Source organism: Psychrobacter urativorans (genome assembly GCF_904846675.1).
Taxonomy (GTDB): domain Bacteria; phylum Pseudomonadota; class Gammaproteobacteria; order Pseudomonadales; family Moraxellaceae; genus Psychrobacter; species Psychrobacter urativorans_B.
In genome coordinates this window covers 17,560-31,479 of record NZ_CAJHBT010000001.1, presented here as the reverse complement: position 1 = coordinate 31,479, position 13,920 = coordinate 17,560, and the positions used below count along the sequence as shown (strand labels likewise).

Annotated in this window: 15 protein-coding genes; 8 read left to right on the top strand and 7 right to left on the bottom strand. The window is 44.0% G+C overall.

Features of this window, described 5'->3' with window-relative positions; genetic code table 11:
• Positions 1-42 precede the first annotated feature (42 nt).
• Positions 43-1,062: a tyrosine recombinase XerC gene (locus JMY06_RS00150; protein WP_227672082.1), complete on the top strand. Its 1,020-nt coding sequence runs from the start codon at positions 43-45 to the stop codon at positions 1,060-1,062.
• A 29-nt stretch (positions 1,063-1,091) separates the two neighbouring features.
• Here the strand turns inward: JMY06_RS00150 and JMY06_RS00145 are convergent, their stop codons facing one another.
• On the bottom strand, positions 1,092-1,955 hold the full coding sequence (locus JMY06_RS00145) for a nitrilase-related carbon-nitrogen hydrolase (RefSeq protein ID WP_201615622.1): 864 nt from the start codon (positions 1,953-1,955) through the stop codon (positions 1,092-1,094).
• Positions 1,956-2,381: 426 nt separating this feature from the next.
• Here JMY06_RS00145 and rpoN point away from each other — a divergent pair, with 426 nt between their 5' ends.
• Both rpoN and hpf read left to right on the top strand, forming a co-directional pair.
• Positions 2,382-4,019 (top strand): RNA polymerase factor sigma-54, encoded by a 1,638-nt coding sequence (rpoN, locus tag JMY06_RS00140; protein ID WP_201615468.1) that lies wholly within the window; start codon positions 2,382-2,384, stop codon positions 4,017-4,019.
• Between the two features lie 378 nt (positions 4,020-4,397).
• Positions 4,398-4,778: a ribosome hibernation-promoting factor, HPF/YfiA family gene (gene hpf, locus JMY06_RS00135; protein ID WP_201529885.1), complete on the top strand. Its 381-nt coding sequence runs from the start codon at positions 4,398-4,400 to the stop codon at positions 4,776-4,778.
• 349 nt (positions 4,779-5,127) lie between these two features.
• On the opposite strand, the gene thiS is transcribed toward hpf, so the two are convergent.
• From thiS to JMY06_RS00115, 4 genes are all read right to left on the bottom strand, one after another.
• Positions 5,128-5,328, bottom strand: a complete 201-nt coding sequence (gene thiS, locus JMY06_RS00130) for a sulfur carrier protein ThiS (protein ID WP_201529276.1) — start codon at positions 5,326-5,328, stop codon at positions 5,128-5,130.
• Positions 5,329-5,415: 87 nt separating this feature from the next.
• Positions 5,416-5,790: a DUF423 domain-containing protein gene (locus JMY06_RS00125; RefSeq protein WP_201615467.1), complete on the bottom strand. Its 375-nt coding sequence runs from the start codon at positions 5,788-5,790 to the stop codon at positions 5,416-5,418.
• A 50-nt stretch (positions 5,791-5,840) separates the two neighbouring features.
• Positions 5,841-6,704, bottom strand: a complete 864-nt coding sequence (gene rpoH / locus JMY06_RS00120; protein ID WP_201529284.1) for an RNA polymerase sigma factor RpoH — start codon at positions 6,702-6,704, stop codon at positions 5,841-5,843.
• A gap of 283 nt (positions 6,705-6,987) precedes the next feature.
• Positions 6,988-7,476, bottom strand: a complete 489-nt coding sequence (locus tag JMY06_RS00115; RefSeq protein ID WP_201529272.1) for a sulfurtransferase TusA family protein — start codon at positions 7,474-7,476, stop codon at positions 6,988-6,990.
• A gap of 482 nt (positions 7,477-7,958) precedes the next feature.
• Here JMY06_RS00115 and JMY06_RS00110 point away from each other — a divergent pair, with 482 nt between their 5' ends.
• Positions 7,959-9,608, top strand: coding sequence for a M48 family metalloprotease (locus JMY06_RS00110; protein ID WP_201615466.1), 1,650 nt, complete (start codon positions 7,959-7,961; stop codon positions 9,606-9,608).
• Positions 9,609-9,679: 71 nt separating this feature from the next.
• Here the strand turns inward: JMY06_RS00110 and JMY06_RS00105 are convergent, their stop codons facing one another.
• Positions 9,680-10,129, bottom strand: a complete 450-nt coding sequence (locus JMY06_RS00105) for a GatB/YqeY domain-containing protein (RefSeq protein WP_201615465.1) — start codon at positions 10,127-10,129, stop codon at positions 9,680-9,682.
• Between the two features lie 256 nt (positions 10,130-10,385).
• Positions 10,386-10,601 (bottom strand): 30S ribosomal protein S21, encoded by a 216-nt coding sequence (gene rpsU, locus JMY06_RS00100; protein ID WP_201529266.1) that lies wholly within the window; start codon positions 10,599-10,601, stop codon positions 10,386-10,388.
• Between the two features lie 408 nt (positions 10,602-11,009).
• Here rpsU and JMY06_RS00095 point away from each other — a divergent pair, with 408 nt between their 5' ends.
• The 4 genes from JMY06_RS00095 (at position 11,010) to JMY06_RS00080 (ending at position 13,851) form a co-directional block, all read left to right on the top strand.
• Positions 11,010-11,399: a hypothetical protein gene (locus JMY06_RS00095; protein WP_201615464.1), complete on the top strand. Its 390-nt coding sequence runs from the start codon at positions 11,010-11,012 to the stop codon at positions 11,397-11,399.
• A gap of 124 nt (positions 11,400-11,523) precedes the next feature.
• Positions 11,524-12,114, top strand: coding sequence for a c-type cytochrome (locus tag JMY06_RS00090; protein ID WP_201615463.1), 591 nt, complete (start codon positions 11,524-11,526; stop codon positions 12,112-12,114).
• A 194-nt stretch (positions 12,115-12,308) separates the two neighbouring features.
• Positions 12,309-13,370 carry a tRNA (adenosine(37)-N6)-threonylcarbamoyltransferase complex transferase subunit TsaD gene (gene tsaD / locus JMY06_RS00085; protein WP_201615462.1) on the top strand — a complete coding sequence of 354 codons (1,062 nt, stop codon included), beginning with the start codon at positions 12,309-12,311 and terminating at the stop codon, positions 13,368-13,370.
• A gap of 106 nt (positions 13,371-13,476) precedes the next feature.
• The gene (locus tag JMY06_RS00080) at positions 13,477-13,851 is read left to right on the top strand and encodes a CrcB family protein (RefSeq protein WP_201615461.1); all 375 of its coding nucleotides are present in this window, start codon (positions 13,477-13,479) and stop codon (positions 13,849-13,851) included.
• Positions 13,852-13,920: the final 69 nt, after the last annotated feature.

Sequence of the window (13,920 nt, the reverse complement as noted above, 5' to 3'; positions counted from 1 at the left end):
GACGCTTTTGGATGCTAGGTAATTTAATCTTAGGTAAATGCTGTGTCTATTACTACTAATAATGCTAAAGAAGCTCAGACTCTAGCGGCTGCAAATACAGAGGTGGATACAGCGCTAGTTGAGCTACTCACACCATTACAGCGCTGGCTACAGGTGTTGGCGATTCGCAATCATTCTAAGCATACTCTAGAGGCCTACTTTGCTGGGGTAAATCAGTTGGCATTGTTTCTGCGCGGCAAGCAGCTGACATGGACGCGCTGTGATAAACGCCAATTAGCGCAGCATATCAGTCAGCGTCTTGATGAGGATAAATTAGCTCTTGCCAGCGTCCAGCAAGAACTGTCCGCTATTCGTCATTTTTATGGCTGGCTGATTGAGGAGAGGCTGGCACGTATCAATCCTACTACTGGTTATCAACTTAAACGCAGTCCTAGACCTTTGCCCTCAATCGCTGATATTGACTTGCTCACCCAATTGCTGGATCAGCCGATGCCGGATACGCCAGAGCAGGCACGATTGTGGCTACGTGATAAAGCAATGTTTGAGCTCCTGTATAGCAGTGGTCTACGCGTGGGTGAGTTAGTAGCGCTTGATATGGCAGATGTTGACCTATCTGATTTGCGGGTACGGGTCACTGGCAAAGGTAATAAAACCCGCTTGATACCTTTAGGGGCTAAAGCAGCCGCTGCTATCAATCGTTATCTTCCGCATCGTAACTTATGGGTCGAGCAGTGCGATGCTGCTTTATTTATCAGCGAAAAGCTGGGTACGCGGCTATCAACCCGCGCGGTCCAGCAACGCCTAAAAGTTGCGGCAACACGGGCGGGTATTGTCCAAAATATGTATCCGCATTTATTACGTCATTGCTTTGCTTCGCACATGTTATCTGGCAGCGGTGATTTACGCGCCGTACAAGAAATGCTGGGGCATAGTGATATCAGTACCACGCAGATTTACACTCACGTCGACTTTGCCAAACTTACCCAAGTCTATGACCGCGCCCATCCACGGGCAATGCATTCACAGAGGAACCACAATAATAAAGATAACGACAACGATTAATTTTGAACGTTCAAAGTATAAAAGCTAAATCATGCCAAGCGATGGCACTGAAAAATAGGCATCTTTTGTCGTCCTTGCCGTTGTGCTGATTTATCTAAGCATGCTAATACGAGCGCGTAATTTTTAGTCGCCGCTTGACCTTGAAGCGCACTCTCCTCATAGCTATTAACCACACTTCCATCAAAAGCAGTAATCGCGGCATGGCCCCACGTTTGGCGTGGATTGCCGGTTTTATAGATATGCTCACCGCCTTGCGCCGCCCCAATGACCATACATTGACTGTCTAAAGCTCGTGCCTGTAAGAGTAGCGACCAATTCGCCTGACCGGTCAAATAAGTAAAAGCAGAAGGAGCGCTTAACATATCGGCACCTGCTTGACGCAAACGTTGAGCCAGCGCTGGGAAACGTAAATCAAAACATACCATCATGCCCAATTGACAAACCGCATCGTTTACCTCAATTGGCGTAACCACCGTCTGCGTGCCAGGCTCAAAGGTCGCCGCCTCGTTATAGCTGCCTTGTTTGTCAGCAACCGTAGCGGTAAATAAATGAATCTTGTCATAACGGGCTACTTGCATACCGTCTGGGGCAAACAGCAGGCTAACTTGACGCATACGACCGTCGGGAATGATAAGGCCATCAGGACGATAAGGGCATGGCAGTGAGCCGGCAAGGACATATACCCCATATGTGCGAGCATAGTCTGCCAAAGTCGCTGATAAGGCCTCAAAACGCTCAGCGGTTGCCCGCTGCTCACCCATACTGCAACAGTTCTCCGGCAGCACAACAAGGCTAGCTCCTTGCGCGCTCGCATCGCTAATCGCTGCTTTAATAGTGGCAAGATTGGCCTCGACATCTTGTTGGCTATTCATCTGTACGGCGGCAATGGTCATCTGATTTTTCATATATGCTCTCAGTAGTGTAGGGTTTCAGTAATATAGTGATATATAGTCTCAGTAATACTTGGTTAGCATTAGTAGAGTTTTATTAAAGGGCTATTAATGGTAGCTCTACTATCAGATATTAACATGACAATTTTTAAGGATTTAGTAGCGCGCTTATATATCTGCCTACTTCTGTTGATAAAATATAAGAATATCGCTATGGCGTATAAAATATAATATGATATAAATTATCGCTGTAAATTATCATGGCAACCTTACTATAAAGAATGATAGGGTCATGTCTGGATGCTGTCTTGCTCACTATTATGAATAACAATATAAGTAGTAATGGCAACTTTGTACAATCAAATTAGCAATAATTAAAAGATTAATAATAACAAAAGCTATAAAATATCGGAGTATAAACCACAAATCATGAGTATGTCGTTCGGGTTAGCCGCCACGCTGAACACCTCGCAAAAGCTCACTCCGCAGATGCAGCAGGCTATCAAGTTGTTGCAGCTCTCTAGTCTTGAGCTGGCACAAGAAGTTCAGATAAAACTGGACAGTAATCCGCTGCTTGAGCGTATTGAAGACGATGAGGCTGACGACCATAATGATGATCTATCCGTTGAGAAAACTGAGCCTTTAACCCTTGAGATGTGGAATAGCAATGCGCAAGCCGATGTAAAGACTAACACTAGCAGCGATGCTGATTATGATGATATATCAAGCGATAGTTTAGATAGATTACAGCAGACTAATATTAATAACGATGCGGTCGATAATGACGGCTCATTGGACAGCAACTTTGGGTCAGATAGTTTTGATAGTGATAGCTTTAATACGCAAGCATTCTCTAGCGCTGCCCGTGTAGATAGCGACGAGCTTGACAGCTATCAAGGCAGTACCAGCGCTAGCATTCAAGACCATGTACGCTGGCAGCTCAACTTTAAGCATTTATCTGATATTGATATGCTTATTGCCAATTATCTGATGGATTCTATGGATGATATGGGCTTTGTGCAGCTAGATATTGATGAGTTACTGCAAAGCTTTGAGACTATGGCCAGCTTTTATCAATGGGACAGCTACGTTGAGCATGATGAGATAAGAGCGGTGCTACGTGTTATTCAATCCTGTGATCCACTAGGGGTAGGCGCTCGTAATCTGAACGAATGCCTTGCTATTCAATTGTCTAAACTTAACCCTGATACCCCATATTTAGCATATGCACAAGCTTTACTATCAGCAAGCGAGCATTTAGTCAGCAATAATATTAAAGCCTTAACTGCTGCTACTGGACTGCTCCCTGAGCACATTACCCCAGCGCTGACGTTATTGCGCACCCTAAATCCTGCGCCGGGCTTATCTTTTCAGAGTAGCCAGCCTGATTACACCCAGCCGCCTGCCAGCTATGATATTCCGGACGTGTTAGTGTCGCCGATACGTCGTAGCGATAGCGCTAACAGCGCGCAAGGCCAAGAGGACGGCTGGCATGTGCGCCTCAATCCTGAGACCTTGCCCAAACTGCGGGTCAATAAGGAATATGCAAGCTTGGTCAAACGCGGTGATGACAGCCCTGACAATCAATATTTGCGTGATAATCTCGTCGATGCGCGGTTATTTATCCGCAGTATTGAGGAGCGCAATCGAAACTTACTAAAGGTTGCAACCAGCATAGTGCGCTATCAGCAAGAGTATTTGCAACACGGGGCAACCGCTATGCAGCCCCTTATTCTAAAGGACATTGCAGAAGAAGTGGACTTGCATGAGTCCACCGTTTCGCGCCTGACCACCAGTAAAACTATCTTGACTCCGCAAGGTTTATTTTCACTTAAGCACTTCTTTTCATCGCATGTTAATAGCAGTGACGGCGATATCTCTTCCACGGCCATTAGCGCGATGATTAAGCAGATAATAGCCGACGAAAACCCTAAAAAACCTCTGTCCGATAGCCGTATTCAAGCTACTCTATTTGCTGATGGTATCGATATCGCGCGGCGTACCGTTGCCAAATATCGCGAAGCCATGAACATTAATTCGTCAACCCAGCGCAAACAGAAATATTAGATTTTAAAAAGTGAACGTATATTACAAGCTTTGAGCGTTCATCAATAATTCTAATTGTTCATCTGTAACATCATTATACCTAAACTCATATATAAAAAATAAAAATTCCTGATTATATAGAGTTGTATAAGCAGACCTAGCTTTAATTACATTTAATTACATTTTACTGTCTTGCCACTACCGTACTTTCATGACAAATTAGAGGCATATCAATAATAACTGCCAATCGGTTTATCTATGACAGTCGTACATAATAATGACAGGATATATCATTAACAATGTGTCAAATCGAACAGAGCTATTGATAAGGTAAGGTAATTAAGATGGGAATTCTTAATCATCGGTTGTACTTTCAGAGATAACTATAAGGACAATAATATGAATGTTTCTATCAGTGGACACCACATCACCGTAACTGAAGCCATGAACACCGCTGTCCATGACAAATTAACCAAAATAGGACGTCACTTTGATCAGATACAAAGTATTCAAGTGATTTTGTCGCTGGATAATAGTGGTGCCAGCGATGGTGGTAAAAAGAGCAATAAAGCAGAAGCCATCATGCGAGTATCAGGCCAAGAAATGTTCGTTCAAGCATTTGACGATGATATGTATAAAGCCATTAATGAGATGGCGGACAAACTTGAGAGACAAGTGCGCAAATATAAAACCCGTCAAGAGCGTAAGAAAATTCAAGGGGCTGGTCGTGACGGACGCTATGCAGACAATGAAGTTGCTGATATCGAGCCAGTGTCCTAATTTAATACAGTAGTTTAATGAACCAGTTCAATAAATTAGGTAGCCAGCGTTATTGGACAATCAGCCAATATAAGGATTAGTTAAACTTTACAACATAGCATTTAGCTCTTTAACCTCTTGGCTAGTTTGATAGCGATAGTGATTAACAATAACTATAATAATAGACCTATAATTACTGTCCTATCAGACTAACCATTATTGTTAGATTTATTAAAAGCTAGCCACCAATAAGAAAATATAGATAATGGAGCATCAATAATAAAAAGGACCGCAAACGTATCATGCGCTTGCGGTTCTTTTTATTTTATAGAACTATTTAAAATTAGGATTGCTCAAAAATAATTAAACATTAACCGCCACCAACCGCTTGAACGACTTCTATAATCATACCGTCGACAATACGTAACTGTCCAAGCTCGCTTTTAGGAATAAGCTCACCATTAACTTCAACGGCATAACGCCCGGCACTTAGCCCCAGCTCATTAACCACCAATTGCACGCTCTGATGGGTAGTCTGTAAGGTTTTTCCATTGACACTAACGAGACTCATAATACTTGCTCCCTGATTATTGTAGCGATCTTTTATTAGTAATTCCTTTATTGACAGTTTTTAATCAACTAATGATGATATTTTCGTTTAGCTCGCTTGATTACCCAGTCGAAAAGTAGTGACTGCCAACCATATCCAGCCGGCAATCATTAAAACGCCGCCAATAGGCGTGATAGCACCAAACCAACGCGGCGCGCCAAGGGTCATAGCATATAGGCTACCCGCAAAGATAATAACGCCAATTTGTAATAGCCATGCGGTCGTTTGCGAGGCAACATTAAGGCGAATTAGTAAACCTACCAGTAATAACCCCAGCGCGTGGATAAATAGATATAGCGTCGCGGTGTGCCACCATTCAAGCTGCTGAGCATTGGCTATATTTTTAATACTATGGGCACCAAATGCTCCTAAGCCTACTGCAATGGCAAGATTAATCGCTGCAATACCTATCCAATTGATCATTATCAAACCTTATTTTCTTAATAGTCCGCTATTGCCTACTGACTGCCCATTTATTGAATGTCATCCGGCAAAATCACACTATCGATGGTCATGGCATCACGAATTTTATCCATGGCATTTTTCTCGATTTGGCGTACCCGTTCCGCAGAGATAGAATAGACTGCTGCCAGCTCGTGTAAGGTAGATTTTTGCTCAGTAAGCCAGCGTTGCTCGACGATATCTCGTGAGCGATCATCTAGAGTATCCATTGCTGCTATCAGTGCTGAAGAATTATTTTCTTCCCAGTCGGATTCTTCTACCATCTCGGCAGGATCGATACCGTCTTCTAAGAAGAGCTGCGGCGCGTAACGCCCGTCGTCGTCATCACTCGATTGGGTCTCAAACGAGGCATCATAAGAGGTAAGGCGCGACTCCATCTCCAGCACTTGTTTGCGCGTGACATTCAAGTCATTGGCAATGGCATCCGCTTCTTCTAAGGTCAGCTGATTATTGGTCTTTTTAAGGCTACGTAGATTAAAGAATAATTTACGATGCGCCTTGGTAGTCGCAACTTTGACAATGCGCCAGTTGCGAATCACAAATTCGTGAATTTCCGCCTTAATCCAATGCACCGCAAAGGACACTAAGCGCACACCCTTATTGGGGTCAAAGCGTTTGACCGCTTTCATTAAGCCCAGATTACCTTCTTGGATTAAATCCGCTTGCGGTAAACCATAGCCTGAATAACTGCGGGCAATATGAATCACAAAACGTAGATGTGACATCACTAGCAAACGCGCCGCCTCAACATCGCCTTCATCATAATAGCGATGCGCCAGCTCTTGCTCTTGGGTGGGGGTCAAAATGGGTATTTGATGTACCGTATTGATATACGCGCCCACATTTACCCCAGGCGCAGACAGATGCGTGGGCATAGCCGGTACTAAATCGCGCGTGCTAGTATCTTCTAGCGCACTAGCATCATAAGGTGGACGCTGTGCCGCAGCCTTCAGTGCAGCTTCACGGGCTGGGTTGGTTGCAGCAGCAGGAGTAGTTTTGTCCTGACTGTCATTACCTTTGTCTTGCGCTTTTGTCGCTTTTGTCGTTTTGGTTGTCGTCGAGTCAGTAGCCATATTCTTGACCTTGATTTAAATGGAATAAATAAGCAAAATTATCGATGAAAAATCTGATGGTCTTAATTGTAAAGGATAGCGCCACTTAGTTGCTATCGGTTTTGGTAATGATGAAGTGAAATATTGTATCGGACGTATGAGCAGGCAGTCTATTATTTTTAAGGCCAGCAGTGGTTTGATTGAGCACTAATGACAGGCTTTGAGCAGTATTTGGTTGCTGAGTCTGCTGGCAAAATGCGGTGATATCAGCTTGCGAATTGGGGTCGGTTGCGACCACATACAGTGATTCGCCGATATTAACCTCGCGCAATGCCACTTTGGTTTTTAGTAGCGGCATTGGGCAAGCCAGTCCGCGACCGTCGACTATACTTTTAATGTGAATAGCTGATGTCGCCAGCACATCATTATCGTCTAGCTGGACACTGTCAATTATTTTTACAGCACCAATGCAGTCCGCTGGTAATAAACTCAGTAGAGAGGTAATAGTCGTTTTTGTCGCCTCAGGTAATGTCTGCGTCAAACAGATATGAGCAGGGGCGTGCAAAGTAATTGTCGAGTGAGGGTCAGCGGACATAATGAAATCCTTGGAGGCTTAATATTCAGTTTTTAAACGTTACTGTTAAAAGTAATCGTTTTTTAGAACAGTAGTTGTTAGAACGACAATTTTTAAAGAAATAGCTTCTTAAAACAGCTATTTTCATAACGGTATTAAAAGTAAATAGTATGGAGATGGTTTGTCTATTATAACAAATCAGCGGCAAGCAATTGCAGTCATATGTTGCCGTCATATATTGCAAGCCTGAATGTCGTTACCATACCTATGAATATTTAAGAGATATGCGTTAGGCTTGATAAGATCATGAGGCTTATAAAACAATGTTGCATAAAAGTGACGGTCACCTAGATATTGGTACTCAAAACCACACTAAAATTGACCTCATGCAATCAAGCTCGTATAGTCGAAAATAAGATTATATTTAATTCAACTATTCTAATATCTGTAACCATTAGCACCCTCTTAATCAGCAGCATGGTCCCTTAACCAATAGGCATTTCATGGATAGACTAAGCTCAAGCGCCCGAACGTCGTTGTACCCACGGCAGGCGCACCGCTATGCTGGAGTATTACTATTGAGTGCTTCAGCGCTTATGCTCAGCAGCGCCAGCAACCACAGTCAGGCGGCGTCTTTGATGGCAAACGCGTCGACATCTGATACCAGCCCTAGTCCTATGACCGGTTTATGGCGGCAGCCGGATGCAGAAGAATTGGTGCTGCCAAGTTTAGATGGCCAAGGGTTGAGCTTTGCTGATCAATATCAAAATAAACTCATCGGTGAGTGGTCGCTACAAAACATCAATGGCCGTACCAAGATGGAGCACGACCCTTGGGTCCAAGAGACCGTAAAAGAGATGACGTGGCGGCTTAATGCGCAAGCACGGCAGCAAGCACCACTGGGGATGGTCATTATCGATAATCCCAGTATCAATGCTTTTGCAGCACCGGGCGGGGTCATTGGTATCAATACCGGCACGATATTGGCGGCAAGCAGTATGGATGAGCTGGCAAGCGTAGTGGCGCATGAGGTCGCGCACATCAGTCAGCGCCATTATGAACATGGAGCGGATGAGCGTCGCCAAGCGCTATTAATACAAATCGGTGGTATGCTGGCAGCGATTGCCGCATCAGCCGTTAATAGTGGTGGCGATGCAGCAGCGGCGGTGATGATGGGCAGTCAGACTGCTGCTATGAACAACAACATGGCCTTTAGTCGTAGTAATGAGCGCGAAGCGGATCGAGTGGGAATGCAGATTATGACCCAAGCTGGCTATGACCCACGAGCGATGCCTCGGTTTTTTGCGACGATGAATAAACAAAGCCAGCTCAATCAAGTCGAAAATCGGTTTTTGCCCAGCTTTGTGCGCTCGCATCCTTTAAGCAATGAGCGCCTTAGTGAAGCCCAAAGCCGTGCACAACGCTATCCTACACTATCGCTTGCGAAGCAGCAGCGTCATCAAGCATTATTTGACTTACTCTATTGGCGGATACAAATTACCGGCAAGCATGCCTCACAAACTGAGCTGACCACTGCTGCGAAGAACAGTGTTGGTGCAAAAGTGGCACTAATGCATTGGTATGGGCAGCAGCAGCGTTTTGATGAGGCCAGTTCTATTATGGCGCAGCTGCAAGCCTTGCCGAACTCGCAAATGCAAGCATTGGAGCCGCTATTGTCTATTACGCATAGCCAAGTACTTAGCGAGCAAAATAAATGGCAACAAGCTGCCGAAGTATTAGCAGCTCAGCAGCGTCTTTATCCTGAACGTCGCGATTTGCGCTTATATTTAGCCGAGGCACTGACCAATAGCAATCAGCCAACCCAAGCACAAATATTGTTAAAACCACTCACTTTGCAGCATCCCAGTGACCGTTATGCTTGGCAAAGCTTACAACTGGCCAATGAAAAACTTGCCAAAACCTCGACTTCACCGCAGCTGGCGCGTATTGCTACTATTAATGCACTACGTTATCGCAGCCATGACCAATTATGGAATGGGCGTTATGATGCCGCGCTGATATCGCTTATCCAAGCTAAAAAGCTGACCGAGCAGTTGCAAACTAGCGCTCAAGCCAGTAGCGCCCGTCCGCTATTAGCAAACATAACCCAGGAAATTAAAGACGTAAAAACCGCCAAAGACTTTAAGCCTTAGGCGGTTGTGCTTTATGCTTTTAAGTGGCTTAAGCTTTAAGAATCTATAGTCTTAAGCAAATGGCTCAGTTTTTAAGGTTGTAGCGCTTTTCTTACTAACTTTGAGATAATCGCTGGATCTGCACGACCAGCAGTTTTAGTTTTTAGAACGCCCATTACACTGCCCATATCACGCATGGATTTTGCGCCTTGCTCAGCAATTTCTGCATTCACTAAAGCGGCAAGCTCAGTATCATCCATTTGCTTGGGCATGAATTCATTAATAATATTAATCTCAAACTGCTCTTTGGCTGCTAAGTCATCACGGTCATTTTCGGTAAAGATCGTCAATGATTCATGACGCTGCTTGAGCTGCTTTTGTAATACTTCTAAGACATCAGCATCATCAAGCTCTACTCGACGATCAACTTCGATTTGTTTGATGACTGCTTGGACGTTACGTAAGACTTTAACGCGCTCAATCTCACGGGCTTTCATAGACTTTATGATAGTGTCTGCTAAGTTTTGTTTAAGTGGGCTCATGATTATTATTCTTCCTTATTAATAAAAAAGTTCTAAATAAAAATTGGTTAATGATATTTTCTTAATTAAAGTATACTGAACAGTCGCAAATAGAAGTTGCTGATAGTCAAAATTGTAGCATAAAAAACGCCGCTGATATCAATGGATAGCAGCGGCGTTGGTATATATAGGGCGGATAAGCTTCAAAATTTTGGTGCATTTCTGTTAATGAGGATTGAAATTAAGCTTTTAAATACTTAATTTCACATCATTAATTTTAGTACAGACGTGTGGTACGGATAGTTTCACGTTGTAATTTTTTCTTATAACGCTTTACGGCAGCGGCTTTTTTACGCTTACGCTCTTGCGTTGGTTTTTCATAAAATTCACGTTTACGAACATCTGATAAAACACCAGCTTTTTCGCAAGCACGCTTAAAACGGCGGATAGCGATATCAACTGGTTCGTTCTCTTTAACCTTAACTGCAGGCATGAAGACTCCTTTTGGGGATGAGATACAAGGGCATTAGCTTGGCTGTATATTAGTATGTAGTCGCAATACCTCAAAATTACAGACATCAGCTCAAACTAGGATAATCTTGTGCGGTAGTACAAGGGCAGTTATTATAATGAAAAATGTCAGTAAAGTCAAAGCCTTTAATGTGTTTGTTCAGGATATAGAGTAGACTTTAGCCATCTAAGATGATGGGCTCATCGATGTGTTTTTATAGCAAATAGTTCAGTATACTGTCGATAAATTTGTGCTAAATGAGTAAAAAATAACTTATAAAAAACCCTGACTGTCTATAACGTATTGGTTTGAGTTTATGCTATGATAATTTAATTTTCACAGCAGTAGGCATCTTTACGCTTTTTTGTCAGTTTTATTAAGGATATTGGGATGAAAAAAACAGCATTAAACACCTCATTACGTACAGCATTATGGGCAGTGTTTGCAGTTACACTTGGTGTGAGCGTTAGCGCCTGTAGCAGTGATAAAGAAGCAGAATCCGAATCAGGGGAAGTCATGGCAGTCGATCGGGTCGACGCTGCAGCTGAGCTTGCCCGTAAAAATGGCCCTGAAGCTGAAGACATGGAGTTTCCAGAAACGGCTCCGATGGCAGCAGATGCCGACACAGAGACGACCGTGACTGCTGAAGATGATACCGTAGCCACTGACATGCCAGAGGCTAATGATAATACAGCAACCGATATACCAGTAACTGACACTGCCGAGAAAGCAGACGAAGAAATGGATACAGCAGATGCTGAACCCACAGTAAGTCAATAGCAGAGAGCATTGATGACGCAATAAAATGTATGAGTACTAATAATATGAGTATTAACAAACAGTAAGCATGGGACAAAAAAAGAACGATTAAAAAAATGCTAACCTAACCGGCAAAGGAATGACAATGAGTAACAATCAACAGGCTATGAATAAAAAATCGCTTAAAAGTAATGATGGACAGCAAGTCTCTAATACTGGCTTAAATGTACTAGGTAAACTAACTTGGTCAACACTAGGCCTTAGCGCAGTATTGGCCCTGAGCGCTTGTAGTGGCGGTGACAATACTGCTGCTGACGAGGCTGCTGCTCCTATCAGTGAAACAGAAACCACAGTGGTAGAAGTAGAAGAACCTACAGTAGATGCCGTACCAGCACCTGCTGAAGAAACCGTCCCTGTAGTAGAAACTCCAGAGATGCCAGCAAATGACGGGGACGTGGTAGAGACTGATGCTGCCGCTGAACCAGAAGTATTGGCAGCTGATGCTGGTAAACAGCTCTATGAGACACAATGTCACGTCTGTCATGCCACTGGCCTACTAGAAGCGCCGAAACTTGGTAATAAGGAAGATTGGGCACCACATCTTGTCAAAGATATCGACACGCTCCACATGCACTCAGCCAAAGGCTTTAATAAGATGCCAGCACAAGCCAACGCTGATGTTAGCGAAGCCCAAGTTCATGCAGCGGTTGACTATATGGTTGCAGCTGTCAGCTAATATTAGCTATTGAAATTTGCTAAACTAGCCGTCATTGTGGTTCACAATGGCGGTTTTTTTGTGGGTGGTTTTGCAAGCCACTACACGGATAAACTTTGTTGATGGGCTTTGTGAGTAACTACAAGGCTGTCAAGGCTATAATAAATCACTGCTTTTTTTAAGATGAGCGATAACGACGACATAAAGGCAAAAGCATGAAAGTATTGGGTTTAGAGACCTCTTGTGATGAGACCGGTCTGGCGATTTTTGATAGCGAGCTGATAAATAGCGACAATAAAGGTTTGCTTGGGCAAGTGCTGTATTCACAAATAGAGCTGCATGCCCTTTACGGTGGGGTGGTTCCTGAGCTTGCCAGTCGCGATCACATTCGTAAGCTGGTACCTTTATTTCATGAGCTGTTAGAGCAATGCGGCATTAGTAAAAATGAGATTGATGCCGTTGCCTACACTAAAGGCCCAGGGTTGATTGGCGCGCTGATGACTGGCGCATTATTTGGACGCAGTTTGGCTTATGGCTTGGGTATTCCTGCGATTGGTATTCACCATATGGAAGGGCACCTACTGGCACCGTTGATGGGTGCTAATCCACCTGCTTTTCCTTTTGTCTCGCTATTGGTGTCTGGCGGTCATACATTACTTATTGCTGCCCAAGGCGTGGGTCAGTATGAAATATTGGGCGAATCTATTGATGATGCGGCAGGAGAGTGTTTTGATAAGGCGGCAAAAATGCTCGGCTTAGAATACCCGGGCGGCCCTAATATTGCCAAGCTTGCTGAAACTGGAAATATAAATGCTTATAATTTACCACGGCCCATGCTGCATCGCGGTTTAGACTTCTCATTTAGTGGCATGAAGACTGCGGTACATAATCTTATTAAAGATACCCCTGGTTCAGGTATAGGCTCAGGTACGGGTTCCGATAGTGATCCGCAAGTGCGTGCCGATATTGCTGCCAGTTTTCAGCATGCGATGGTCGATACTTTAGTGAAGAAATGCGTCAAAGCGCTTAAGCAAGTAGGTATGAGCCGTTTGGTGATTGCTGGCGGGGTTAGTGCTAATAGCCATTTGCGCGAAATGTTAGAGACGGAGCTGACAAAGATAAATGCGACCGTACACTATGCACCTCCAGCCTTATGTACCGATAATGGCGCGATGATTGCCTATGCGGGTTTCCAGCGCTTGCAAGCAGGGCAGTCAGATGATTTGGCTGTCAGCTGTGTACCGCGTTGGCCGATGACCGAGTTACCAGCGCTATAATGGCGTTACGGATGAGTAATACCTGCTTATCAGAAATACTGCTGATTTAAAATGACATTTATTGACAGCACTCATTAACAGTCTTTATTAAAAGAAGGATGACATCATGCAATGGTTGGCTATCGGCTTAGGAGCCGCAATCGGTGCTTGTCTGCGCGCGTGGCTAGGGCGCTTTAACTTGTTACATAGTTGGATACCGGTTGGAACACTCGGTGCCAATATTTTAGGCGGCCTGCTAATAGGACTGGCGCTGGTTTGGTTTGAGCGTATGGGCAGCGGGACAGTATCACTCAATGGAAAACTGTTTTTTATTACTGGATTTTGCGGCGGACTGACCACTTTTAGTACCTTTAGTGTTGAAGTCTATAGCTTAATCGACGACGGGCGTATGCTATCAGGGTTAAGCTTAGTCGGACTACATGTAGGACTGACGTTATTAGCAACTGCTGCGGGGATTTTTTTGTTTAGGCTGGTTTTTTGATTCTATCATCATAAAAGTAGGGACAAAATTAAGCTACAAGACTCGTGGCTGGCGAAATTTTCTTGCTTG

Excerpts from the sequence above, each read along its gene's own strand:
- JMY06_RS00125 (WP_201615467.1), bottom strand. The coding sequence starts at position 5,790 with ATGATCAATTGGATAGGTATTGCAGCGATTAATCTTGCCATTGCAGTA.
- JMY06_RS00095 (WP_201615464.1), top strand. The coding sequence starts at position 11,010 with ATGAAAAAAACAGCATTAAACACCTCATTACGTACAGCATTATGGGCA.
- JMY06_RS00110 (WP_201615466.1), top strand. The coding sequence starts at position 7,959 with ATGGATAGACTAAGCTCAAGCGCCCGAACGTCGTTGTACCCACGGCAG.
- JMY06_RS00105 (WP_201615465.1), bottom strand. The coding sequence starts at position 10,129 with ATGAGCCCACTTAAACAAAACTTAGCAGACACTATCATAAAGTCTATG.
- JMY06_RS00090 (WP_201615463.1), top strand. The coding sequence starts at position 11,524 with ATGAGTAACAATCAACAGGCTATGAATAAAAAATCGCTTAAAAGTAAT.
- hpf (WP_201529885.1), top strand. The coding sequence starts at position 4,398 with ATGAATGTTTCTATCAGTGGACACCACATCACCGTAACTGAAGCCATG.
- JMY06_RS00115 (WP_201529272.1), bottom strand. The coding sequence starts at position 7,476 with ATGTCCGCTGACCCTCACTCGACAATTACTTTGCACGCCCCTGCTCAT.
- JMY06_RS00080 (WP_201615461.1), top strand. The coding sequence starts at position 13,477 with ATGCAATGGTTGGCTATCGGCTTAGGAGCCGCAATCGGTGCTTGTCTG.
- rpoH (WP_201529284.1), bottom strand. The coding sequence starts at position 6,704 with ATGCCCACGCATCTGTCTGCGCCTGGGGTAAATGTGGGCGCGTATATC.
- rpsU (WP_201529266.1), bottom strand. The coding sequence starts at position 10,601 with ATGCCTGCAGTTAAGGTTAAAGAGAACGAACCAGTTGATATCGCTATC.
- rpoN (WP_201615468.1), top strand. The coding sequence starts at position 2,382 with ATGAGTATGTCGTTCGGGTTAGCCGCCACGCTGAACACCTCGCAAAAG.
- tsaD (WP_201615462.1), top strand. The coding sequence starts at position 12,309 with ATGAAAGTATTGGGTTTAGAGACCTCTTGTGATGAGACCGGTCTGGCG.
- JMY06_RS00145 (WP_201615622.1), bottom strand. The coding sequence starts at position 1,955 with ATGACCATTGCCGCCGTACAGATGAATAGCCAACAAGATGTCGAGGCC.
- thiS (WP_201529276.1), bottom strand. The coding sequence starts at position 5,328 with ATGAGTCTCGTTAGTGTCAATGGAAAAACCTTACAGACTACCCATCAG.